Here is a 24,136-nt window from a genome sequence, read left to right as displayed (position 1 = left end):
AGCATGCAGCGATTCACGGAGGACGACTTCGGTCTCACGTGGTTGATGAACTCGTTCCACGCGGACTGGACGAGCTGCGCCGGGTCGGAGGCCGAGGCGCTCGGGCCGGTGCTGTGGGACGAGCTCGACCCCAGGCAGGTCATGTCACTGCGCCGCGACGCGGCCTCGCTCATGGAGCGGCTTCCAGCAGGGACCGTGGAGCGACTGTGGGAATCCGGCGTGGAATTCCCCGGCTTCTTCGGCTCCCGCGTTCCCTCGGGAACTCTGTGGATGCGTCTGATCGTCCGGGAGTGCGATGCATGGCTCTCCCGGAACAGGACCGTACCTCTCGGGAAGGCCGATCAGGAGGAGGGCTTCGCCCACGCGGACGCCGTCGTGGGCGAGCTGCGGGAAGAAGCCGACCACCTCGGCGAGGACCTGACTTCAGACCTCATCCTGTGTGCCGACCGCTGCACTCCGGACCTGGCGTTCCGAATCCTTCTCCAGGCTCTGGAGTGCAAGGGACAACAAATCGACCGGAGCCGATACGAGAGGCTCGAAAGGATCGGCATGAGCCTCCGTTACGGGGAGTTCCTGGTTTCCAAGCTGGAACATCTCGTGACGGGGTAGCGCACGGCCCGCGGTTGTCGCGCACGCCTCGGGCCGCGGGCCGTTCGTTACAGTCCCAAGGACTCATCCACAAGATCGCCCGAGACCTGTGAATGGAGCCGAGGTGTCTGCACACATCTGGCAGAAGTCGTCCTACTGCGCACAGGGCGAAGCATGCATGCACGTGGCTGCAGCCGGAGCCGGCACGATCGGCCTCACCGAGAGCGGCGACCCCACCGGAGCCGTACTCCGCACCACCCCCACCGCCTGGGCCGCCCTCGTACGCACCCTCAAGGAGCACCGCACCCGTGACTGACACCCCCGGCATCCCCGCCGACCTGACCTGGGTGCGCGCCGCCCCCGAGGGCGAGGAGGGCCCCGGTCCCTGGATCGAGATCGCCTTCGGGCAGGACGACTTCGTCTACCTCCGCGAGACCGGCGACCCCACCAGCATCGTCACGACCACCCGCACGAAATGGGAGGCCTTCACCAAGGGCGTCATGGCGGGCGAGTTCGACCACTTCGCCGAACCCGCCGACTAGGGCCTGCCCGGGGTTCGGGCAGGCGGGCCGCTCAGCTGTGGGGGCTGCTCCCGTCGTGGTAGCCGAGTTCGAGGTAGCGGGTGCGGGTGCTCCAGGAGCCGAGGTCGGGCGTGTCGGCCAGGATGTCGTGCCAGGGCCGGGCACCGGGAACGGCCGCCTCGCCGGAGGTCGCAGCCTTGCCGGAAGGGACCACAGGGCCGTGTGCGGACGGCGGAGTGCCGGGGCGTCCGGCCCAGAGCCGCACTCCGGACCGCGCCTCGGATTCGCGGACCGGCTCCCACAGGCCCACCGAGAACATGCCGGCGAGCTGGTTCACGGCGATGAAGCCGAACATGCCGGCCTCCGGGTCCGTGCGGTCCAGTCGCTCGATGAGGGCCTGCCGCAGGATGTACATGTCCGGTGGCTGTACCTCGGCCTGGAAGCGGTACACGAACCGCTCCAGCCTGATCGAGCCGATGCACGGCAGCTGTACCCGGGTGAGAGGGACGACCTCGCGCTCGCCGCCGCTCCAGGTCAGCCTCTTGTTACGGCCCCGGTAGCCGGGCTCGCTGAAGACCGTGATGTGGAGGTGTTCCCTGCGTCCGGGACGGCGGTTGTGCAGCAGGCCCGCTCCCGCGACGGCGCCACCGACGGTGGCCAGGCCCGCCAGGAGAAATCTGGTCTTGCGCTTCATCGCGTTGAGCCTCGCTTCCGACGGGACGGGCTCCATCATCCGTCAGCTACAGCACCTCCGCCCAGGTGCGTGCGAACCGTTCGTGCGCCGGCGTCAGCGCGGGGCGCGGGGGCCTTCGCGCGGTGAGTCCTCACCGCCCAACCGCCCGCACCCGGACAGCGGCGACTCTGCATTCTTCCATTGCTGCAAACACCTCTCCCGGTACCGGTCAGGGCTGTCATCGGCACATAGCGCCACGTCATGAGTGCCCCAGCAGCGGCCGATTGACGAATTGCTGATTGCGCCAGTGATGCCCGATTGATAGGGATGATCACGCGAACAGTCGTTCGCACCGTTCTGGGTCAGCTGCTGTGGCGTTGGAGCGGGTCATCGGCCGGCTTCAGCACGGCGCAACAAGGGGGACTTTTCGTGGTGGGGTGGGACATCCGGCCGCAAGGTGTGCAGGGGCAGTTGAGGGTGGTCGGTACGCATGCCGGTGATCTGCAGAAGGCCCTGACGGCGCTCATGGCGACAGTGTCGGAGGCTGCGCAGGCTGCGGGTACGGCGGTGCCGGGTGCGCAGGCGGCCACGCCTCTGCAGGGCCCGGTGGCTGTGGGGCAGGCCCCGCTGTCACGCGCGGCGATGGGTCCGGTGGCCGCGGCCCTGGGCGAGTACCTGACCGAACGCGACAAGGACTTCCGGTCCATGGCCGAGCGCACCGAGGCCTCGGTGCTGGGTGCGGTGGAGGCCACGAACGCGTACTGCCGGGGCGATATGGAGGCGGCCGAGCACGCGCAGAACGCCGCACGGGCCGTGCGTCTGGATCTCCTGCGCCACACCGGGAACCGACCATGAGCGGCCCCGGGCCGGTCGATCCGGTCGGCATACCGGTCTTCACCGGTGATCTGGCGCTGCTCGACACGAAGGTGACGGCGCTGTCGGGCCACGGGGCCGCGATCGCGACGGCTGCCGGGGATGTGCACAGCAGCTTCGGCGGGCTGAGTGCCTTCTACAAGGCTCCCGAGGCGGAGCAGTTGTTCGCGACGACCTCCCCGGTCGCGGCGACCGGTCTCACGTTGAGTTCGGACCTGTGCGTCATCGCCGGTGCACTGGGCACCTACTCGGACGACGCGTTTCCGCTGGTGGAGAAGCTCAAGGAACTGAAGCGGGACGCCGTCGCCTTCCGGGTCAAGGTCGACGGCGACGACAAGTGGCGCGAGGACGGTGACCTGGTCGAGGAGAACAACCGGCGCCGTGGCGAGATAGCCGAGGCCTGGGCCGCGTTCCAGGAGGTGGAACGGGCCTGTCATGCCAAAATCGTCGCCCTGGTCGGCGGCACGGCCCTGAAAACCGGTGACGGCTCCGGCAAGAAGGGCACCTACGGGTACGACGCCGAAACCCTCAAGCAGGCGAAGAGCCTGCCCTGGGGAGAGGCCGTCGAGGAGTCGACACCCTGGTGGCAGGTGTGGGAGCACGCCTACGACTTCGGCAAGGGCTTCCTCGTCGACGGCGTCTGGGGCACGATCAAGGGCCTGGGCACCTTGGTCGGCGTCGACGGCTGGGACGCCACGAAACAGGCATGGACCGGTCTGGCCAAACTCGCCACCGGAGTGACGATCGCCATCACCCCTGGTGTGAACGCAGTCTTCTGGGCACTGCCCGACGACAAACTCCCTTCCTGGGTAAGGGACTCGCGCACCGCGATGAAGGAGACCGGCAAGGCGCTCGTGGCGTGGGACCAATGGGGCAGCAACCCCTCCCGCGCCGCCGGAGCGGTCACCTTCAACGTGCTGACCACCGTCTTCACCGGCGGCACCGGCAGCGCGGCAGCGGGCGCGGGCAAGGCCGGCATGGCGGCCAAGGCCCTGTCCTTCGCAGGCAAGGCCGGCCGGATCGTCGACCCCATGACCTACGTCTTCAAGGGCGCGGGCGCGGGACTGTCGAAGATCAGCGACGTGATGGCCGGGCTGAAGGGCATGGGCAAGTTCGAGGTTCCGAGCATCGACGTGGACGGTGCGATCGCTCTCCCCGAAGGTGCCGTCCGCCTCCCCGACGGAACGATCCATCTCCCGCCGAGCTCGGCCGTCCCGGACGGGGCGATCAAGCTCCCCGACGGCAACATCAGGCTCCCCGCGGGCACCACTGCCCTTCCGCCGGGCACGATGAAGCTGCCGGTGGACGGCCCGTCGCAGTTCATGGACCCCAAGGGCAACATCTACGACGCGGACGGCACGATCACCCACCACGCGAAGGACGCCCCGACGGGCAAGCCGGACGCGGGCGCGGACATCCCGCGCGTCGACGCCCCGAACGTGGACTCCCCGGCCACGGTCGGGGTCCCGGAGCACGAACTGGTAGGCGTCGGCGGCCGCGGCGACGACGCGATCCGCCTGGGCTCCGACATCTCCGATCCGCTCCGCAGGGGCGACGGCACCCCGGGTGGCCACACCTCCGGTGGCCATGCGGGCGACCACATGCCCACGAACAACCTGGACAACACCGCCCGCGGCGGCGGCCACGGCAACGACCCGCTGCACCGGGGCGACCAGACCCCCTCCACGGGAGGCAGCCACCCCGACGGCCCCTCGGGTACCGGCCACGGTGACGGCCCTTCCGGCACGGACGGCCCCCGCGGCGGTGGTCACCACGAGCCTCCATCCACGGGCGGCAACGCCCACCTCCGGGAGACTCAGGGCTCAGGTGGCCAGGGCGGCGCGGCGCATGGCGCGGGTGATGCGGCGCAGTCGGCGCACCCATCGGGCAGTCGGCAACCGACCTCCGAGGAGATCAAGGTCAAGCAGGACGAATTCGTCCGGCGAGCGAACGACCCAGACAAGTCCTGGTTCGACCTGTACTACCGGTCGGACGGCCATCGCCACAGCATCCACACCCAGATCGATGGGGTCGACCTGCCCATCCTCGCGAAGGACAGCGACGGGTCCTGGATCTCCAAGCACGACTTGCCCTCGGCCCCGTCGGAAACCAAGTACGGTCGTGACCCACTGGCCCGCGGGAGCACCCCGGTCGACCAGATCGACCACTTCGACGATGTCGCGAAGGACCGCAAGGTCTCCGTGGACCTGTCCAACGCCGAGCGTGCGCACAAGGCCGCTCCGACCGAGCAGACGCTGGCGGAAGTAGAGCGTGCCCGGAACCGGTTCATTGATCACTTCGACGATCAGACGTCCAACAACAGCGGTTACTCCGAGCGTCTGGGCGAGGACGCCGCGCGGCTGCACGTGGTGCCCGAGCGGTTCAAGGACGCGGTGGAACAGCCTCTACCGAAGACACCCAACGGCGCCAACATGTTCGACCAGTTGTACCGGCGGCCGGACGGCAAGCTCTTGATTATCGAGGCGAAGGCGCCGGGTTCGGGACTCATCTGGCGCAGGGGCAAGGGTGCCGCCCTGAACTTGATGGTGAAGCAAGGCACCAGGCACTACCTGGAGACCATCATCGCTGAAATGGAAGCCCGCCCTGCGCTTTCGGTGACCGACAGCACAGGGAGGAAATGGACCAATGCCGATCTGGCGGCCGAGCTGAGGCCAGCACTCGATATCGGAAACCTGGAGTATGCAATGGTGAAGGCCGTCGAGGGCAAGGGTACGTACGCTGGAGCGGTCCTCGAATACTTCAAGATCTGAATCCGACAGGGGAGATCAGTGGTCACGAGCGTGTCCCGGCAGAGCTATCCGACGGTTGCGATGGAGGCGGTCGTCCCCGTCATGGAGAAGTCCCTGGCCGGTTCACTGCAGACCATCGAGACCTCGCATGGCGCCAGGAGTGCGTCGTTGACGACATCCCTGAACGTAGCGCGCATCCGTTGTGTCGGGGACCCTGATGCAGTGATGCTGGAGACCTGGGAGTCCTGGCTGTTGGCCATGCAGGTGTACTCGGCGGTCTTCGCGGCCGCGTCCACCGACCAGGAGACGGTGACCTGCAAAATCCGTCAGGAGGAGCGGCATCTCGCACCCACCGGTCCGCAGTTCTACCTCAATGCGGGGACCTGGCTCAACGCCTTCTTCCTGGCTCTGATCTGCCGGGAGACGGCCCGCCTCGACATGCTGGCGCGAGTGCCCTTGTCGCTGCTGCGCGACTGCGGTGGCGTGTTGGACGAGTACGTCTACTCCTGGGTGGAGACCCTCCAGAGCTTCTGGCTGCGGCGTGACGACGTCAGCCAGCACCTGGTGCGGGCCGTGGACCTGAGTGCTCCCGAGGCCACCCACATCCTCGACGCCGAGACCATGGGCAAGCTGGAGTACCCGCCGATCATGATGTTCTACCGCTACCTGCGCAACGACTCCGCGGGCTTCAACGAGGCGCTGAACGACGCCCTGCGCTGGCACAAGGAGTACTGGACCGCCAACGAGGACCGCGCCCAGACCATCGAAGGGGTCGTGGCCATCGCCCCGTTGGCAGTGGCGTGCCTGGCGAAGGCCAACGGCATTCCGATCGAGGTCGAGTCCGGCTACCTGCCGAACGCCCTGCTGGACTTCGCGTGGCGCGGCGAATTCGACGCGTAGCCCCCAGAAGGAGCGACGCAGTGGACTCGGCCGCTCCCCGTCCTGCCTTCCCCACGGGGAACACGGAGACGCCGCGGAGCCGGATCCGGGCGGCCGACGGATGCCTTTTCGTCGAGCGGGGCGCCCAGGCATGGCGCACGGCCTCGACGCCTCGCTGCGAGCCTGCGAGTTGACCAGCGATGTCGGCGGGGACGGCGCCGGGCGGGCCGTCATGGCCGAGCAGGCGATCCGGCCTCCGCCCAGGTGCGTGCGAACCGTTCGTGCGCGGGTGGCGGGACTGCGGCAGCCGGGGTCGTCGACGCGGGGCGCGGGGCCTTCGCCGCGGTGAGTTCCTTGCGGACGGCGCGGTGGTGGTCGAGGGTCCAGGTGTTCCAGCGGCGTACGGTACGGTCCGCCGGGCGGTCGAAGGCGTGCAGCTGGAGGTGGAGCGCCGCCGCGTCACGGCCGACACCGAGAGACACGGCCACCTCGTCCACCAGGGCCGGCACGCTGAAGAGCGGGTTGGCCTCGTACTGGCCCGGCGGGACCGGGGTGGCCGCCGAGCGGTCCGCCAGCGCGCGCAGGGCCGTGAGCTGGTCGGCGGGGACGTCCGTGAGCCGGTCGAGCAGGGCGCGGGCGCCCTCCGCGGCCGGGTCGCCCACCGGTCGCTCGGTGAACGCCCAGGTGAGGGCGGTGACGGCGGACCGTATCCCCTCGGCGTCCAGCGGCGCTTCCGCCAGGCGTCCGGTGAGCAGGGCGGTGGCCCAGGTCCCGGGCAGGCCGTGGTCCTTGGCCAGCGCGGCGGCATGGCTGCCGTCGTCGGCGTACGCGGTGACCGCGAGCCGTTCGGCCCATTCGGCGGCCATCCGGTCCGCGGCGGCGGCCATCCCGCCGGGAGCCCAGAGGTCCGCCGGGTCGGCGGGGACGGCGGCGGCGAGCACCGCGCGCCGGCCCTCGGGGCGGAGGTTCATCCGCGCGACCTCGTACTCGTGCACCAGGGACCGGTCGGCCTTGTACGGCTTGGCGCGGCACAGCTTGAGGTGGACCGCGTAGTCGTCGCTGCCTGCGAAACCGTCGAGGACCAGGGCGGCGATGGCGCGCGGCACCCCCGTACGCCACCGGAACAGGTCCACGGCCTCCTCGGGCACCGGCAGCGGGCCCCGTTCGGCGAGGAGGGCGAGCAGGCGCGGGATCCGGGTGGTCTCGTCGCCCGTGACGGTGCGGGTCTCGCACTCCTCGGGATCGGCGGGCGCCGGGTCGTTGGCGCGCTGGAGGAAGGGGACGAGGTCGCTGCGGACCGGGCCGTAGACCACCGGGACGCCGGACGCGCGGAGTTCGGCGATCGCGGGCTCGGGAGCACGGCCGGTACGCCAGGTGGTGCCCCGTACCGCGAACGGCTGACGGCTCCACACATCGAGCAGCGCGGTCAGTGCCTGCCGGTGCTCGTCCGGGGTGGCGGCGACGGCGGCCCGCCAGGCCACGGCATCGGTCCGGCCGGTCAGTACCTCCCATTCGGACGGCGGGGCGGGCGGGGCGAGCACCCGTACCTCGTCGTCGATCTCGCCGCGCAGATACCGGCCGTCGGCGGCCACCGCGGTGAGGAGGGCTGGATGCGGCTGCGGCGGCCGTTCCTCGTAGCCCCGCAGTTGGGCCAGCAGGCCGTGCAGGGCCGGGACGAGCCGCGTGTCGGGCACCGGGTCGGGCAGCTCGACGACCGGTCCGGCGCGCATGACGGCCACCCGGTGCGACAGCTCCTCGCGGCGTCGCAGCACATCGGCGGCGAGACCGGCGGCGCGCGCGACGCCCTGCCGGATCCGGGGATCGGCCACCCCGGGCAGTGCGTCCTCGGCACCGGACGACAGCAGCTCGCGTACCGCCGCGTCGGTGACCGCGCGCAGAGTGCGGGAGGAGGGCTCGTCGCGCGGGGTGAGGAAGTGCCAGAAGGCGGGCGGCGGTACGGGCCCGGCCTGCTCGCCGAGGGTGGCCCGGACCGGTCCGCGGTGGCGGCTGCCGGGGAAGCCCCGGACCTGCCACAGCAGCGAGTTGTCCTCGGCGGCATGGCAGCGGACGGTGGTGCTGCCGACCACGACGGCGTCCTCACCACCGGCCGGCATGGCGAGAATGCCCCAGGGGCGGCGGCCCCAGACGGTGGTGCGGTAGGACGCGGTACGGCCGTCGGCGGACTCCAGCACGAACGCGCGGGGCGAGGGGCCCGCGTACGGGGTCCGGTAGAGGACCCGGCAGCCGGTGAGGCGGCCGTCCTGGCCGAGCGGGGACGGCGGGGCGCCGGGCGGCAGTTCGGCGAGGATGCGGTGGTCGGGGAAGGGCCTGAGGCCGTCCGGGAACGCGTCGGAGTGGTGGAAGTCGGGCAGGGTGCGGTCGGCGGTGGGCACACCGGTGGCGGGGTCCAGTCGGGCCCATCCCCTGCTGCCCCGGTCCTCGCTGAACACCTCGGTGCTCCAGAAGTCCCGGCCGTCGTGCATCTGGTAGTCGCGGTGTCCGATGCCCGCGGTGTCGCCGGGGCGCAGGACGTGCTCGCCGTCGAACCGGCCGCCGCCGTCCGGGGTCTGGAACTGGTAGCCGAGGCCGCCCTGGATGCTGCCACCGTAGGGGCGCAGCCCGTACGACTGCTCCGGTTCGAACGTGTCGGCGGGGCTGGCGGACCAGTACGCCGTACTGACCCCGTTCTCGTCGCCCGAGCCTGTCCAGGCGACGAGGAACTGGCCGCCGACCCAGTGCACCGTGGGACGGCCGGCGCCCTCCGGCAGCTCCAGGGTGTGCTCGCCACGCCGTCCTTCGTGGTCGACGGCGAACGCGCGGGTCTCCCCGTACACCGTGAGCACCGGCCAGGTGCAGGTGGTGTGCACCGTCTCGTCCGGCCGGAATTCGGCGAGGGCCTCCTCCAGGGCGGCCCAGCCCAGCTCCTCGGGCAGGCCGGAACGCAGGGCGCGGGCCAGCGGGCCGGTGAGGTCCAGCGCTTCGAGAGCCTCCTCGATGCCGTCCAGTGCGATGGCGGTGGGCCGGTCGAGGAGGCCGTGCAGCTCCTCGACGGCCTCGTCGGCGGCGGCGAGCCCGCCGCCGCGCAGCGCGTCGAGGAGCTTTTCGATCCGGCCGTGCACCTCGGCCGCGATGCCCGGATTGTGCGGGAGCCGGCTGATGGCGGAACCGCCGCCGGACCGGAGCCCGGCGTGCACCGTGCCTTCGAGCCGGGAACCGAACACCGGGTCGGCGGCGAGGGCCCTGAGGTCGCGCCGCGCTTCCTTGTCCCAGAACTCCAGGGAGATGGTGGGGCCGGGGTCGTGGACGGGGATCCCCTCGGCGAGGCAGACATCGAGCAGGTCGGCGTCCAGATGCGGCCACCGGTAGCGGTCCTCGTGGAGCCGGACCGGAGTGCCGTCCTCCTTCAGCAGCGGCGCGAACCGGGCGACCAGGTCGAACAGCTCGGCGGGCATGGCCTGGCGGCACACCCCGCCGCCGGACCTGCGATGGGAGTACTGGGTGGCGTACCGCCGCAGCCACTCGCCGAGGCCGCCCTCCGGGATGATCCGGCCGGCCGCGGCGGCGTCGGCGACCCCGCAGCCGAGGAGCAGCCGCAGCCAGGCGGCCGCGTCGTTCTTCGATTCGGGAAACAGGTCGAGCAGGGCGGTGGCCCGGTCGTCGGCCGGCGGATGAGCGGCGAGCGGGCCGAGCGCCGCGTCGAGCAGCCGGTCCGGCACGGCCTTTCCGCAGGCGGAGGCGAGCACCTCGCCCAGCGCCCGCGCCTCCTCGCCGGCGCCGAGACCGGCCGCACGCGCGGAATCCCGGACCCGGCGGGCCAGATCGGCGGGGAGCTCGCCCGGCGACGCGGCCCAGACGGCGAGCAGCCGTACGAACTCGCGGTGCGCGTGGCCCGGTTCGAACACCTCGGCCAGCCAGGCCGGGGCGCCGCCCAGCTCGGTGGCGGGAAGCGCGCCGAAGCGGGCGAACAGCTGAAGGTTCGCCCACCGCCAGTCGGAGTCGACGGGCAGCCCGTGGGTCCGCTCCGCAGCGCGCGCGTTCGCATACGCACGGGCGGCGGAGCGGCGGTGCGTCTCCAGCATCCAGTGGCCGATGGTGTCCCAGAACCACGGCAGATGAGCGGCCGGCAGCCCCCGGGCCAGGCGCCCCGCGTCGTCCACGAACCGCCCCGGCTTCTCCCAGGCCCTGTGCCGGCCCCGGTCCGCCTGCTCCAGCACGTCACGGGCACCGGCCTCGGCACCGGGGACCCGGGCGCGCGCCCAGTCGACGTACGTCTCGGAGATACGGTGATTGGCCGGGAGCGGAACGGGAGTTCCGGTGCTGCTGGTCATGTGTACGAGTCTGGCAGGCGGTACTGACAACGAACCGCCCCTCGCCGACCGACCTGTTGTCGACGGACCTGTTGTCGACCGATCCGTAGCCGGAGGGTCCGTTGTCGGAGAGCCCGATGTCGGAGGGCCTGTTGTCGGAGGGCCTGTTGTCGGAGGGCCTGTGTAGGGTCCCCGCCATGCCCGCTTTCCGCGACTTCAACTTCAAGCTGCTGGTCATCGAGAAGCTCATGTACCAGGACAAGACGCTGACCCCGGCCTTCAGCATCGACGAATGTCTGAGCGCCAAGGGAATCGGCGACGCACAGCTCTACGCGTTCGACAACGACCTCGCCTACACGGTGCTCGAAGAGGCCCGCGCCCACTTCGAGGCTCTGGAGATCAGTGAGGAACTGCTCGCGACGGTGGACAGCCTCCTCGTCGACGGCGGGCACCAGGTGTACTACGAGTGCTCTCCGGTCTGGGACGGCGAGGACGAGCTGTTCGACGTGGGCTCGCTCGACGACCTCGACCTGCTGCCGAACCTGCGGCGGGTCGTGGGCACCCGCGATTGCGGCCCGGGCATCCCGTTCAAGGCCGAAATCCTTGAGGCCCGGGGCATCGTCGCCGACTGAGGCGCAAGCACGTTCTACTCCTGCTAGGTGACTCCGGGTCAAGTGATCGGACAACGTGTCCGGTCGGCGCGGCGCGGGCATGATCAACGGCATGAACGACGAGCCGGGCAGGATCCTCCGCTGGAACTTCTTCATCGGCGGCCACCTGAGCGCGTCGGTGCCCGTACGCCTCGTCGAGCGCACCGACGCCGGCCAGCTGGTGTGGATGGAGAGCGGCACACCGATGTGGCGCACGAAGCTTCCGCGCGGGAGACATCTGCGGGACATCGCACCGGACGACCGTCCCGCCGGGGGCTACCCGGTGGTCGCCGGCCGATGGCCGATGGGCAACGCGCTCTTCTACCAGCCGGCCGACGCCGCCCACGCGGTCCTCTGGCTCTTCGGACGTGGACGGAAGTTCCGCGGCTGGTACGTAAATCTGGAGCGCCGGATCCATCACGGTGACGACATCGACATCACCGACCACGAACTCGACATCAACGTGGCACCGGACCGGACCTGGAAGTGGAAGGACGAGGAGTCCTTCGCCGCGAAAACCGGCCATCCCGTCTACTGGACGGCCGACGAGGCGTCCGCGATCCGGGACGAGGGCACCTCGGTTGTCCGACTTGCCGAGGCCGGAACGTTTCCCTTCGACGGCACCTGGTGCGATTTCCGGCCACCGCCCACCTGGACAACACCGCCCCGGCCGCCCGTTCCCCGCCACCCACTGCTCTGACCGCCGCCCGCTCCGACCAGGATCGCCACGCTGACCAGGGCATGTGCAAAATTCTCGGCCAGGGTGGCGGGATGGCAATCATTGCCCGGGGTCACACCCCGTGATACACAGAGTGACCATACATATTCGGTCACACCCCATTTCGATCTGCAGGTCAGGGCGGCCGGACCGGCCAAATGTGCGAGATCCGGGTAAAGAGAGCTGTCAAGCCGTCGTACGAGAGCAGTTTCATCAGCGAAGATAGAGAGCGACCCGTGCCGTCTGGCAGGGGCAATGAACTACCCAACAGGGGCGGTGACTTACATGATCCTGGCAGCTGAAAAGGGCGACATCACCACCATCATCGGCGGAATCGCCCCGAACTGGGGGCCGTTCGGGACCTTGGGCAACGAGGCCCGCGTAATGATCGAGGTCGTGATGGCCATCGCCATCCTGCTCTGCCTCGGCATCGCGGTCTGGGGTGCGGCGAAGCAGCGCATCGGCGCGACGGCACTGCGCGACACATTCAGCGCGGAGCAGGGCAAGGGGCTGATCGTTGCCGGTCTGACCGGTGTGTTCATCATCGGGTCCCTCGGAACCCTGTTCACCATCGTCTACGGAATGGCCGTCTGACCGGCTGTCATTCCACGCCAGGGGCAGTCCCGCCCACTCCCACACCATCCGTCCGTCGTGCCCACCGGCAGAGGTTGCGTCTCCCTGATGTCGAGTCACCACACCGCGCCCGCGCGGAAACCCGCACGGCTACCGTCGTACTACCCGGTTCAGGCAACGGTTGAGGGGGCGTACGCGGCATGAGCCACGGCGACGAGAGCGGCTACGGCAACGACTCAGGTCGTAACGACGATGCATACAGCACCATCGGCGGTACGCGCCAGACCCGTACCCGCCTCCCCGACGGCGGAGGCGGCGACGGCTACGGCGCCCCCCGCCGCCCCGCCCGCACGTCCCGCTCCCTGGTCACGGTGGTCGGCGTGGTCGTCCTCCTGATCGCGGCTATCGCGTTCGCGAACATGGGTGGGGGCACCGGGAAAGACGGCGACGGCTCGGGGAGCAGGGGGAGCAAGCCGGAGTCGTCGTCCACGGCTGCTACGGGAACGAAGCCGGTGACGGGGAAGAACGGGTCGATCCCGTCAGGGTTCGCCCACGACGAGCAGGGGGCGCAGAGCGCGGCGTCCAACTACGCGGTGGCGCTGGGGTCCGCCGAAATGTTCAACACAGACACTCGGCGGAGCATCATTCAGTCCACCCACGACCCGGCCGTCGTGGACAATCTGCTGGCCGCCCTGACGAAGGCCTACTCGCCGGACTTCCTCAAGAACGTCGGTCTCAACGAGGACGGCACCACCCCCAGTGGCCTGGCCTTCGTCTCCCGGACGGTCCCGGTCGGCACGAAGGTGGTCGAGAAGGGCGACGACACAGCCACTGTCGAAGTCTGGTGCACAGGTCTCGTCGGAATGGCCGGGCAGGGCTCCACTAAGCCTGTCACCGCAACGTGGTTCACCATTTCCGAGAAGCTCAGATGGGTCGGGGGCGACTGGCGCATCGAGTCGTCGAGCCAGACCGAGGGCCCCACGCCCGTCAACGGCGACAACAGGGCATCGACCGCGGACGAGATCGCTGGTGCGGTTCAGGGATACGGAGGCTTCACCTATGCCCGCTAGCCACCACCCGAGCGCGCGCCCCTTCCTGGCGATCCTCGGCAGCCTGCCGGCCACAGTGGTCCTGCTGGCTTCGCAGGCCGCCGCAGCCCCTTCCCCGTCGCCCACACCATCCCCCAGCAAGAGCGACGACGCCTGCGACCTCATCGTCGGGCTCGCCAAGGACTACTGCGAAAGAGGCGACGCCGGCTCTTCCAAAAGCCCGCCCTCCACCCTCGACAGCTCCCAGGACCCCCTCACCTCCCTCGCCCGCGGCTGCGCCGACGCCGCCGCATGGATCGTCGGCAAGCTCAGCGAGGCCGTGAAGGGCACCGCGAACGTCGACTTCACGAACACCAAGTTCCTCCAGCAGTACGCGATCGTCTTCGCCGCCTCCACCGTCCTGACGCTCGTCCTGTGGCTGCTCGCCGTGGCCAAGCGGGCGATCCGTGGTGTGCCGCTGACCACCGCGATCTCCGAGGCCGTCGGGTTCCTCTGGCTGACGGTCCTCGCCTCCGCGTTCACCCCGCTGATCCTCTACACGGTGGTCTCCGCGACCGACGGCGTCACCGATGTCATCGCCACGTCCTCCGGCGGGCAGAGCGACGTCTTCTTCGGGTCGTTCGCCGAAGCCCTCAAGAAGGGCTCCGACATCGGCGGCGGACCGATCATGCTGATCGTCGTCTCGCTCGTGTCGATCCTCGCCGCGGGCGTCCTCTGGCTGGAGCTCGTCATCCGTGCCGCCCTGCTCTACGTCGGCGCCCTGCTCGGCACCGTCGTCTACGCGGGGCTCGTCGACAAGAACATGTGGGGCCACGTCCGGCGCTGGGCAGGCATCATGATCGCGGTGATCATGGTGAAGCCGGTCATCGTCGTCGTCCTGGGGCTGGCCGGTGCGCTCTCCCAGAACGACGGGCCGAACGCCTTCTCCGCCGTCGTGTCCGGTCTCGCCATCATCCTGCTGGCGATCTTCGCCTCCGCGATGATCTACCGGTTCGTCCCCGGCTTCGGCGACGAGATCCAGGGCGCCCGCACCAACCGCAAGCAGGCCACCGACGGCTCCCAGGCCGCCGCGCTGGTCAGTTCCCCCGCCGCCCTCGTCTCCCAGGGCATCAAGACCCACAGCAGCCGCGGCGGCCAGAGCGGCGGCGACGGTGGCAACGGCGGAGGCAGGCCCCCCAACGCGGTCAGCGGCGGTGTCGCCGCGCACAGCTCCCGCAACCCCGGCGGAAGCGGATCCGTCCCCTCTCCCGCGCCTCCACCGCGCGGCGGATCGGGGCCGACCTCCGGCACCCCCCACGGCAGCCGCTCCCACCGAGGTGGCGGATCAGGCAGTTCAGGTAACAACAGCACGGGAGGTGGAGGGCGTTGACGACTCCGTCCCACACGATCGCGCCCCGCCGTACGTATCTCATCGGCCGCGCCCGGCCGAACGCGATCGTCGGCAAGAACCGCGAGACCGGCGAGATCGCCCTGATCATCGTCGGCGCGTTCCTCGGCATGATGAGCGGCCTGGCCGTCCCCTACCTGGGCCCGCGGATCGTGCTGCTCGTGGGCTTCCCCCTGCTCGCCCTGGCGATCGTGTACGTCCCGTACAAACACCGCACCTTCTACAAATGGTTCGAGATCAACCGCAGCTACAAGCGCTCCCTGCGCCGCGGTACGACCTACCGCTCCGGCGCCATGGAGGCGGGCGTCGGCGCCGATGGGCGCGAGGTCGAGATCGGACCGCCCCCCGGCATCGGCCGGATCAACTGGCTCGCCGCCCCCTTCGGCCCGGACGAGATCGCCGTGCTCCTGCACGCCGACCGCCGCACCGTCACCGCCGCGATCGAGATCGAGGGTCCCGGCGTCGGGCTGCGCGACAGCGAGGACCAGGAGGCCCTGGTCGACCGGTTCGGCACGCTGCTGAAGCACGTCGCCAACGGGGACGGCTTCGTGACCCGCATCCAGATGCTGGCCCGCACCCTGCCCGCCGACCCCGACGCGCACGCCAAGGACGTCGCCCAGCGCGGCGACAAGACCTCCCCGGGCTGGCTCCAGGATTCGTACGACCAGCTCCAGTCCATGGTCTCCACCTCCAGCGAGCAGCACCGCGCCTACCTCGTGGCCTGCATGCACTACACCCGCGAGCTGGCCGCCGAGGCCAACGCCATGGCCCGTGCCGCCCGCCCCCAGGCCGGCCGCAGGCTCGACCGGGACGCGGGCCTCGCCGTCGTCATGGCACGCGAGCTCACCGACATCTGCGCCCGCCTCGCCGAGGCCGACATCCGGGTCCGCCAGCCGCTCGGCCAGAGCCGGCTCGCCTCCCTCGTGCACTCGATGTACGACCCCGACCACCCCATCGACCACATCCAGGCCATGACCAAGCGCAACGCCTGGCCGGCCGAACTCGACGCGGTCGAGCCCACGTTCCTCAAGGCCAAGACCCGCGAGTCGGTCACCCGCGCCCCCTGGTGCCACTCCACGGCCTGGGTGAAGGAATGGCCGATGACCCCCGTCGGCGTCAACTTCCTGGCCCCGCTCCTCGTCCACACCCCCGATGTGATCCGTACGGTCGCGGTCTGCATGGACCTCGAACCCACCGAGGTCGCCATCGAGCGGATGCTCACCGAGAAGACCAACGACGAGGCGGAAGCCAGCCGTCAGGCCAAGATGAACCGCACCGTCGACCCGCGCGACATCGCCGCGCACGGCCGCCTCGACCAGCGGGGTGAAGATCTCGCGAGCGGCGCGGCGGGCGTGAATCTCGTGGGGTACATCACCGTGTCGTCGCGCTCGCCGGAGGCCCTCGCCCGCGACAAGCGGACGATCCGGGCCTCGGCCGGCAAGTCGTATCTCAAGCTGGAGTGGTGCGACCGCGAGCACCACCGCGCCTTCGTGAACACCCTGCCGTTCGCCACCGGCATCCGCCGCTGACGGCACAGCGACCGAGACAACCGAGAGAACCGAAAGGGAGGTCGGTCACGCCATGCGAGATCCGCTGTCCGCGCTGTCGGACGCCTTCACCGCCTTCCTCTTCGGGAAGGTGGAGACGACCAGGCTGCCCGTCCGCACGTCCACGGGACAGGCCCAGGCCGTCTATCTGCCCACCGCCGCCCCCGGCCTCGGCGATTCCGGCGTGATCATCGGCCGCGAGGTCTACTCCGGCAAGGGCTACATCTACGACCCCTTCCAGCTGTACGGGCAGCAGCTGCCCGCCCCGCACTGGCTGGTGCTCGGCGAGTCCGGCAACGGCAAGTCCGCGCTGGAGAAGACGTACGTGCTCCGCCAGCTCCGCTTCCGCGACCGCCAGGTCGTCGTCCTGGACGCCCAGGGCGAGGACGGCGTCGGCGAGTGGAACCTCATCGCCCAGGAGCTCGGCCTCACCCCGATCCGCCTCGACCCGACCGCCGCCCTCAACGGCGGCATCCGGCTCAACCCGCTCGACCCCTCGATCACCACCACCGGCCAGCTCGCGCTGCTCCGCACGATCATCGAGGTCGCGATGGGGCACGGCCTGGACGAGCGGTCCGGCTTCGCGCTGAAGGTCGCCCACGCGTACGTCAACGACTCGATCACCGACCGGCAGCCGGTCCTGACCGACATCGTCGACCAGCTCCGCCACCCCGAGCCCGAGTCCGCCGAGGCGATGAACGTCGACATAGACGACGTACGGGCCTGGGGCCTGGACGTCGCCCTCGTCCTGGACCGGCTGGTCGACGGTGACCTGCGCGGCATGTTCGACGGACCGACCAGCGTCGGCATCGACCTCGACGCCCCGCTGATCGTCTTCGACCTCTCGCACATCGACCGCAACTCGATCGCGATGCCGATCCTGATGGCGATCGTCGGAGTCTGGCTGGAGCACACCTGGATCAGGCCCGACCGGAAGAAGCGCATCTTCCTGGTGGAAGAGGCCTGGCACATCATCAACTCGCCCTTCGTGGCACAGCTCTTCCAGCGCCTGCTGAAGTTCGGCCGCCGGCTCGGCCTGTCGTTCGTGGCCGTCGTCCACCACCTCAGCGACGTCGTCGACGGAGCGGCGGCCCGCGAGGCCGCGGCGATCCTCAAGATGGCGTCGACCCGCACGATCTACGCCCAGAAGGCCGACGAGGCCAGAGCGACGGGGCGCGTGCTCGGCCTGCCCCGATGGGCGGTCGAGATCATCCCGACGCTCACCCCGGGCATCGCGGTCTGGGACGTCAACGGCAACGTCCAGGTGGTCAAACACCTGATCACCGAGGCGGAGCGCCCCCTGGTCTTCACCGACCGCGCGATGACCGAGTCCTCCACCGCCGAGCTCCTCCCCGAGGACGTACGCGCCGCGGACCTGGAGGCGGAGGAGCGCGCCGCACGGATCGAGCACCAACAACGGCTGAACGAGTCGTCCGAGTCAACGGTGGCATGACATGGCGGGGCGCGCTGAGGAACGTACCGGCGGCGGTATCCCGGACGGCCTGCTGATCGGGCTGCTGGCCTTCCTGCTCGGACTGACGCTGCTGGCGTGGACGGCCACCGGTCTGGCCGGGCTGTTCGCGCACGGCGCCTGGCCGGAAGGGGTCACGCTCGCCGAGACACCCCTGTCGATACGCCGCCTCGTCACCGCACCGCACGACCTCCCGGCCGCCTGGCCGAACACCCCGGCAGGCGAACTGTCCGGGTACGGGCTCTTCTGGGGCCTGTTCATCGGCGAGCTGATGGTGCTGGTGGTGCTGACGGTGTTCGCGCTGGGCGTGGTGGCCCGCTGGCGGGAGGTACGGGCGCGGCAGCGGAACCAGCGGTACGAGGACGGCGACGGGGACGTTCCCGTACCGCCCCGGCAGCGGCAACCCCACCGCCAGGCACAACCGCCCGCCGCCGAGCCCCTGGCTGCGACCGCGACCGCCCCCATGGAACGCACACCGGCCGAGACCACCGCCCCCATCGAAGCCGATCCCGGGACCGGAACCGGAGTCCGACCCGGAGTCGTAACCGAGGTCGAAACCGGAGCGGCGGCCCCCGCCCCCGTCCTCCCCGCGTCTCCCGCGTCTCCCTCGTTCCCCTCCCCCCGCGCCCCCCTCGTCATCTACGGACCGGCCGCGACGCGTCGCCCCACCGTCGTCCAGGCCATCCTCGAAGCCGGCGGCCCCGCGCTCGTCGTCACCTCCGACCCCACCGTCTGGGGCGAGACGAAGGACGCCCGCGCCAAGCTCGGCCCGGTTCTCGTCTACGACCCCGGCCACCTCTGCGACACCCCGGCCCGCCTGCACTGGTCCCCCACCGCGGGCTGCGAACAGCCCGACACCGCCGCCGCCCGCTCCACCGCGCTCCTGGCCCCGGTCCGGCCGCAGGCCCGTATGGACGCGGCGACCGCCGACACCGCGGAAACACTCCTGCGGTGCTGGCTGCACGCCGCCGCCATCGACGGCCGACCCTTCCGCCAGGTCCACCGCTGGGCACTCGGCGGCAGCGCCCACGAACCCGTGCGCCTGCTCCGTACCCACCCCAAGGCGGCCTCCGGACTCGCCGGGCTGCTGGAGTCGGCACTGACCGCACATCCCGAACGACGCGAAATGGCACAGGAGTTGACGGTACGAGCCTTCGGCGCGCTGTCCTCGGTCCACATCCGCGAGGCCTGCACACCGAACCGGGCCGATTCGCTCGCGCTGGAATCTTTCGCGGCCGAAGGGGGCACCCTCTATGTGGTCGGTGAACCGATCGAGGACCCCCGCTCGGGACCAGGAGCCATGCCCCTGCTCACGGCACTGGCCTCACACGTGGTCGAGCACGGCCGCCGCATGGCCGCACGGTCATCCGCCGGCCGGCTCGACCCACCAATGACGCTGGTGCTCGACGACGTCGCCGCGGTGGCGCCCCTCCCCCGGCTCCCGGAACTGCTGGCGACGGGCCAGGACACGGGGCTGCCCGCCCTGGCGCTCCTCCGCTCCCAGGAGCAGGCCCGCGCCCGCTGGTCCCAGGAGCTCCCCGCCTCACCCTGACGGAACGCGCTCCACCGCGTACTCGATCTCCCGCGCGGACGGGTCGCCCGGCACGGGCACCGAGCCCCCGGTCGCCGCGAACCCGATCCGCCGGTAGAACGCCGCCGCCCGCGCGTTGTCCTCGTGCACATACAGCCGCACCCGCTCGATCCGCGGCTCCGCCGACGACCAGGCCCACTCCGTCCCGGCCCGGAACAGCTCCTCCGCCAGACCCGCGCCCCGCGCCTCCGGCCGCACGTACACGCCGACCACATGCGCCTGGTGGACGCCCGCGGCCTCCCCGAACCGCACTTCCGCGTCCGGCCGCTCGATCAGCACGGTGACACCGCCGTCCCACCGCCCGTCCGGCGCGACGGCGACGAACTGCCGCACCTCACCGCTCCCGGCCTCGGACGCGCCGAGCGCCCGGTCCTGCCAGAACGCGTCGGAATGGGCCGCGCCCTGCTCGTACGTCTCCAGAAAGGCCACGGGCGCGACCGGATCCCGCAGCGCGGCCAGCCGCAACTCCTTCACCAGGGGCCACTCGTCGGCACGCACGGCTCGAATCACATGTTCCATCCACCGATCCTGCCCCTACCGTCCGACCTGCGCCAACACCATTTCCCGCACCGCGCGACCACGTGACGTCGTACCCCGGTACTACGCGCACCGCCACGTCCCGCCCCAGGTCCGACGCCGGCCGCGAGCCCGCTCCGTAGCGTCGACCACATGATCAGGGCATACGAACTCACCAAGAAATACGGGGACAACACCGTCGTCCAGGACCTCGACTTCACGGTCCGGCCCGGCACCGTCACCGGATTCCTCGGCCCCAACGGCGCCGGGAAGTCGACGACGATGCGCATGCTGCTCGGCCTGGACGCGCCCACCCGGGGCCGCTCCACCATCGGCGGGCGGGCATACACCGCCCACAGCGCACCGCTCACCGAGGTCGGCGCGCTCCTGGAGGCCCGCTCCGTCCACCCCGGCCGCACCGCCTTCAACCACCTCATGGCGCTCGCCCACACCCGTGGCATCCCGCGCGACCGCGTCGAGCACGTACTCGACCTGGCAGGGCTGACCGCGGTCGCCCACAGACGCGTCAAGGGCTTCTCGCTCGGCATGGGCCAACGGCTCGGCATCGCAGCCGCGCTCCTCGGCGACCCGGCGACCCTCATCCTGGACGAGCCCGTCAACGGCCTCGACCCGGAGGGCGTGCTGTGGATCCGCAACCTCCTCAGATCCCTGGCACGACAAGGACGTACGGTCCTGGTCTCCTCGCACCTGATGAGCGAGACGGCGCTCACCGCCGACCACCTGATCATCATCGGGCGCGGCCGGCTCCTCGCCGACACCACGGTCACCGAATTCGTCGCCACGGCCGGTGGCGCCTCGGTCAAGGTCGTCACCCCGCAGGCCGACGCCCTGCGCGCCCTCCTCACCGGCCCCGGCATCGACATCACCACCGACCGGTCCGCCTCCCCCGACGAGCTGGACATCCGCGGTACGGACGCGGCACACATCGGCCGCACGGCCGCCGCCCACGCCATCCCGCTGTACGAACTCACGCCGCGTACCGCCTCCCTGGAGCAGGCCTTCATGGACCTGACCCAGGAGTCGGTCGAGTACCGGATCACCGCCGCCGAACCGACCGGAGCCCTCGCATGAGCACCGCAGCCGCCCACCCCGACCGCCGGACGCACCCGGCACAGCAGCACCCGTACCGGGTCACCACCGCCCGGGTCCTGCGCTCCGAGTGGCACAAACTCCGCTCCCTGCGCTCCTCCTGGATCACCCTGGGGTCGGCGGCCGTCCTGATGCTCGCCGTCGGTGTGGTCATGGGCACGACGTACACCAGCGACGGCGGCGACTCCGACATCGACACCGTGGTCCTGGTCCTCTACGGCTCGGTGCTCAGCACCCTGTGCACCGTGGTCCTGGGCATCCTGGTCACCGCGGGCGAGTACTCGACGGGCCTGATCCGCGCCTCGCTCGCCGCGGTCCCCCGCAGACTCCCGGTCCTGTGGGCGAAGGCGGCGGTCTTCGCCGCCACGGTCTTCGCCGCGATGCTCACCACCGCCCTGGTCACCTTCCTCGTCGCACAGTTCTTCCTCCACGACACCGACCAGGCGGCCTCGCTCGGTGACCCGGGCGTGTTCGGCGCGATCGTCGGCAACTCCGCGGGCATCACCCTGCTCAGCCTGGTCGCACTCGGACTCGGCGCCCTGTTCCGCTCCGTGCCGGGGGCCATCGGCGCCTACATCGGCGGCGTACTGATCCTGCCCGAGGTCCTGTCCATGCTCCCGTACGACGCGGTGGAGCGCGCCATCAGGTACTTCCCGACCCAGGCGGCCGGCGTCCTCGGTTCGGCCACCCCGCTCGAAGGCGATGTCTCCACGGGCGGCGCCCTGCTGGCCCTGTGCCTGTGGGCCGCGGCGAGCCTGGGCGCGGCCGCCGTGCTGCTGCGCCGACGCGACGCGTGACCCGACGGCGGCCGACGGCGAGGATGGACGCGTGACGGACGACGACATGAGCCGGGCTCCGGCAGCGAAGGCCCCCGGCCCGGACATCACTCCCGGCACCACCCGGATCACCGGGCATCTCCAGCGCCTGCTCCAGCGCGTCCGCGCATTCGATCTGCGCCGCCCCTTGGTCTGGAACGGGCTGCTGACCGGCTCCTGGGTGCTCTTCGCCGTACTCGACGTCACCTCGGGCGGCTGGCGCACCGTGGCCCTCGATCCGAACGTGTCCGGGACGCTGGTCCTGCTGATGAGCGTGGCGTTCTCCGTCCCGCTGCTGTGGCGGCGCACCCATCCGGCGGCCGTGCTGGCGTTCATGGCACCGGTCTCCCTGGTGAACGCCTGGTCCGGCGCCGTCATCCAGGCCGCCTTCCTGCAGGAGATCGTCGTCTTCAACATCGCGCTGCGGCTGCCCGGAAGGGCGCTGGCGTGGGCGGGTGCCCTGGTGGCCGCCCCGCTGGTGGCCGGCGCGGTGCACCGCCCGCACAGCTGGGACCCGCTGGTCGTCCCCCACCTCTGGGCGTTCGCGCTCTCGGCACTGCTGGGGATCGTGGTCCGTACGCGCAAGGAGTACACGGAAGCCCTCGTCGACCGGGCCCGCCGGCTGGAGCTGGAACGCGACCAGCAGGCCCGGCTCGCGGCCGCCGCCGAACGGACCCGCATCGCCCGGGAGATGCACGACATCATCGGCCACAACCTGTCCGTCATCACGGGCCTCGCGGACGGCGGCGCCTACGCGGCGGCCAAGAGCCCGGAACGGGCCGCCCAGGCCCTGGAGGCCATCGGCACGACGGGCCGCCAGGCCCTCACCGAACTCCGCCGTCTGCTCGGCGTCCTGCGCGACCATCCCGCCGAGGCGGACCGCGCCCCGCAGCCGACCCTGGACGACATGGACGAACTCCTCACCGGCGTACGGACGGCGGGCCTCCCCGTACGCCTGCGCACCCACGGCACGCCCCCGGCCGCCCCGCCCACCGCGGGGCGGCAGTTGACGGTCTACCGGGTGGTGCAGGAGGCCCTGACGAATACCCTGAAGCACGGCGGCACGGACCCGTCACCGACCGCGGAGGTCACCCTGACCTACCGGCCGACGGAACTGGAGGCCCTGATCACGGACACGGGCACCACCGGCCGTCGCGGTCCCGGGAGCGGCGGACAGGGGATCACCGGAATGCGTGAGCGGGCGTCCCTGTACGACGGCACGCTCGACGCGGGCCCACTGCCGGAATCCGCTTCCGTGGGCGGCTGGCAGGTACGACTCCGACTTCCTCTGGAGGACACACCCTCGTGACGACCGTGCTCATCGCGGACGACCAGCCGATGCAACGCTTCGGCTTCCGCATGCTGTTGGAGAGCCAGGACGACATGACCGTCGTGGGTGAGGCCGGCAACGGCGTCGAAGCCCTGAGCCTCGTTCAGCAACATCGCCCGGATGTAGCGCTGATGGACATCCGCATGCCGCTCCTGGACGGCATCGAGGCCACCCGCCGCATCGTCAGGACCGGTGCCCGCACCCGCGTCCTCATCGTCACGACCTTCGACCTCGACCGGTACGCGTACGACGGCCTCCGCGCCGGCGCCAGCGGCTTCCTCATCAAGGACGCGCTGCCGGAGGAACTCCTTTCCGGCATCCGTGCCGTGGCCTGCGGCGACGCGGTGGTGGCCCCCAGCCTCACCCGCCGCCTGCTGGACGCGTACGTCCAGCATCTCCCGACCGTTCCCGGCGGCCCCGCCACCCTGGACGCACGCATCGCTTCCCTCACCGAGCGGGAGAGAGAAATCCTCACCGTCATCGGCCGGGGCTGGTCCAACACGGAGATCGCCGAACGTCTCCACCTCGCCGAGTCGACGGTGAAGACACATGTCACGCGCATCCTCGCGAAGACCGGATCCCGTGACCGCGTCCAGGCGGTCATCCTGGCCTATGACACCCACCTGGTCACGGCCGCCTGAGAACACAGCAGAACGGGAGGCACCGGTCTTCTGGGCGACCGGTACATGTCTGTAAACGCAGAAAAGCCCCGTGCCACAAGGGCACGGGGCTTTCCCGTAAAAGGAGTTCGGCGGCGTCCTACTCTCCCACAGGGTCCCCCCTGCAGT

At 70.7% G+C, this 24,136-nt stretch carries 21 protein-coding genes; 18 read left to right on the top strand and 3 right to left on the bottom strand.

Annotated features, from left to right (window positions below; translation table 11 throughout):
* The first annotated feature begins 3 nt into the window (after positions 1 to 3).
* The 3 genes from AB0D53_RS24195 (at position 4) to AB0D53_RS24185 (ending at position 1,130) form a co-directional block, all read left to right on the top strand.
* Positions 4 to 609 carry a hypothetical protein gene (locus tag AB0D53_RS24195; protein WP_362449911.1) on the top strand — a complete coding sequence of 202 codons (606 nt, stop codon included), beginning with the start codon at positions 4 to 6 and terminating at the stop codon, positions 607 to 609.
* 103 nt (positions 610 to 712) lie between these two features.
* Positions 713 to 904, top strand: coding sequence for a DUF397 domain-containing protein (locus AB0D53_RS24190; RefSeq protein WP_362449909.1), 192 nt, complete (start codon positions 713 to 715; stop codon positions 902 to 904).
* Positions 897 to 1,130 carry a DUF397 domain-containing protein gene (locus AB0D53_RS24185; protein ID WP_362449907.1) on the top strand — a complete coding sequence of 78 codons (234 nt, stop codon included), beginning with the start codon at positions 897 to 899 and terminating at the stop codon, positions 1,128 to 1,130. The genes AB0D53_RS24190 and AB0D53_RS24185 overlap by 8 nt, the downstream gene beginning before the upstream one ends.
* Positions 1,131 to 1,161: 31 nt before the next feature.
* On the opposite strand, the gene AB0D53_RS24180 is transcribed toward AB0D53_RS24185, so the two are convergent.
* Positions 1,162 to 1,803 carry a hypothetical protein gene (locus AB0D53_RS24180; protein WP_362449905.1) on the bottom strand — a complete coding sequence of 214 codons (642 nt, stop codon included), beginning with the start codon at positions 1,801 to 1,803 and terminating at the stop codon, positions 1,162 to 1,164.
* Positions 1,804 to 2,211: 408 nt separating this feature from the next.
* Here AB0D53_RS24180 and AB0D53_RS24175 point away from each other — a divergent pair, with 408 nt between their 5' ends.
* Genes AB0D53_RS24175 through AB0D53_RS24165 form a run of 3 tightly spaced genes read left to right on the top strand, consistent with a single transcriptional unit; the run spans position 2,212 to position 6,305 of the window.
* Positions 2,212 to 2,637: a DUF6507 family protein gene (locus AB0D53_RS24175; RefSeq protein WP_362449903.1), complete on the top strand. Its 426-nt coding sequence runs from the start codon at positions 2,212 to 2,214 to the stop codon at positions 2,635 to 2,637.
* Positions 2,634 to 5,426, top strand: a complete 2,793-nt coding sequence (locus AB0D53_RS24170; protein WP_362449901.1) for a hypothetical protein — start codon at positions 2,634 to 2,636, stop codon at positions 5,424 to 5,426. Before AB0D53_RS24175 ends, AB0D53_RS24170 begins: the two co-directional genes overlap by 4 nt.
* An 18-nt stretch (positions 5,427 to 5,444) precedes the next feature.
* The gene (locus AB0D53_RS24165) at positions 5,445 to 6,305 is read left to right on the top strand and encodes an immunity 49 family protein (RefSeq protein ID WP_362449899.1); all 861 of its coding nucleotides are present in this window, start codon (positions 5,445 to 5,447) and stop codon (positions 6,303 to 6,305) included.
* Between the two features lie 209 nt (positions 6,306 to 6,514).
* On the opposite strand, the gene AB0D53_RS24160 is transcribed toward AB0D53_RS24165, so the two are convergent.
* A complete protein-coding gene (locus AB0D53_RS24160; RefSeq protein WP_362449897.1) occupies positions 6,515 to 10,612 on the bottom strand; it encodes a hypothetical protein in 4,098 nt (1,365 codons plus the stop codon).
* 176 nt (positions 10,613 to 10,788) lie between these two features.
* Here AB0D53_RS24160 and AB0D53_RS24155 point away from each other — a divergent pair, with 176 nt between their 5' ends.
* The 8 genes from AB0D53_RS24155 to AB0D53_RS24120 all read left to right on the top strand — a co-directional run bounded on the left by AB0D53_RS24155 (position 10,789) and on the right by AB0D53_RS24120 (position 19,538).
* A complete protein-coding gene (locus AB0D53_RS24155) occupies positions 10,789 to 11,223 on the top strand; it encodes a hypothetical protein (protein ID WP_362449895.1) in 435 nt (144 codons plus the stop codon).
* Between the two features lie 91 nt (positions 11,224 to 11,314).
* Entirely contained in the window at positions 11,315 to 11,941 is a 627-nt protein-coding gene (locus AB0D53_RS24150; RefSeq protein WP_362449893.1) for a DUF402 domain-containing protein, read from the top strand.
* 303 nt (positions 11,942 to 12,244) lie between these two features.
* Entirely contained in the window at positions 12,245 to 12,553 is a 309-nt protein-coding gene (locus tag AB0D53_RS24145; RefSeq protein WP_018101695.1) for a hypothetical protein, read from the top strand.
* Between the two features lie 179 nt (positions 12,554 to 12,732).
* Complete coding sequence (locus AB0D53_RS24140; protein WP_362449891.1) at positions 12,733 to 13,602, top strand: hypothetical protein; 870 nt, start codon at positions 12,733 to 12,735, stop codon at positions 13,600 to 13,602.
* A complete protein-coding gene (locus AB0D53_RS24135; protein WP_362449889.1) occupies positions 13,592 to 14,950 on the top strand; it encodes a hypothetical protein in 1,359 nt (452 codons plus the stop codon). The genes AB0D53_RS24140 and AB0D53_RS24135 overlap by 11 nt, the downstream gene beginning before the upstream one ends.
* Positions 14,947 to 16,497: an SCO6880 family protein gene (locus AB0D53_RS24130; protein WP_362449887.1), complete on the top strand. Its 1,551-nt coding sequence runs from the start codon at positions 14,947 to 14,949 to the stop codon at positions 16,495 to 16,497. The genes AB0D53_RS24135 and AB0D53_RS24130 overlap by 4 nt, the downstream gene beginning before the upstream one ends.
* A 52-nt stretch (positions 16,498 to 16,549) precedes the next feature.
* Positions 16,550 to 17,968 carry an ATP-binding protein gene (locus tag AB0D53_RS24125; protein ID WP_362449883.1) on the top strand — a complete coding sequence of 473 codons (1,419 nt, stop codon included), beginning with the start codon at positions 16,550 to 16,552 and terminating at the stop codon, positions 17,966 to 17,968.
* Between the two features lies 1 nt (position 17,969).
* Entirely contained in the window at positions 17,970 to 19,538 is a 1,569-nt protein-coding gene (locus AB0D53_RS24120; protein ID WP_362449881.1) for a type VI secretion protein, read from the top strand.
* Here AB0D53_RS24120 and AB0D53_RS24115 read toward each other — a convergent pair.
* Positions 19,530 to 20,096, bottom strand: coding sequence for a GNAT family N-acetyltransferase (locus tag AB0D53_RS24115; protein ID WP_329814487.1), 567 nt, complete (start codon positions 20,094 to 20,096; stop codon positions 19,530 to 19,532). The genes AB0D53_RS24120 and AB0D53_RS24115 overlap by 9 nt on opposite strands.
* A gap of 150 nt (positions 20,097 to 20,246) precedes the next feature.
* Between AB0D53_RS24115 and AB0D53_RS24110 the strand changes: the two genes are divergently transcribed.
* From AB0D53_RS24110 to AB0D53_RS24095, 4 genes are read left to right on the top strand one after another with little or no spacing between them, the layout of a single operon-like run.
* Positions 20,247 to 21,185 (top strand): ATP-binding cassette domain-containing protein, encoded by a 939-nt coding sequence (locus AB0D53_RS24110; protein ID WP_362449878.1) that lies wholly within the window; start codon positions 20,247 to 20,249, stop codon positions 21,183 to 21,185.
* Positions 21,182 to 22,000 carry an ABC transporter permease subunit gene (locus tag AB0D53_RS24105; RefSeq protein WP_362449876.1) on the top strand — a complete coding sequence of 273 codons (819 nt, stop codon included), beginning with the start codon at positions 21,182 to 21,184 and terminating at the stop codon, positions 21,998 to 22,000. Before AB0D53_RS24110 ends, AB0D53_RS24105 begins: the two co-directional genes overlap by 4 nt.
* A 46-nt stretch (positions 22,001 to 22,046) precedes the next feature.
* Entirely contained in the window at positions 22,047 to 23,327 is a 1,281-nt protein-coding gene (locus AB0D53_RS24100; RefSeq protein WP_362450239.1) for a histidine kinase, read from the top strand.
* Positions 23,324 to 23,989 carry a response regulator transcription factor gene (locus AB0D53_RS24095; protein WP_362449874.1) on the top strand — a complete coding sequence of 222 codons (666 nt, stop codon included), beginning with the start codon at positions 23,324 to 23,326 and terminating at the stop codon, positions 23,987 to 23,989. Before AB0D53_RS24100 ends, AB0D53_RS24095 begins: the two co-directional genes overlap by 4 nt.
* Positions 23,990 to 24,136 lie beyond the last annotated feature (147 nt).

The organism is Streptomyces sp. NPDC048295 (genome assembly GCF_040652135.1).
In the GTDB taxonomy this organism is placed as follows: Bacteria; Actinomycetota; Actinomycetes; order Streptomycetales; family Streptomycetaceae; genus Streptomyces.
The sequence above is the reverse complement of the archived record's forward strand: the minus strand, read 5'-3'. Positions and strand labels throughout refer to the sequence as shown.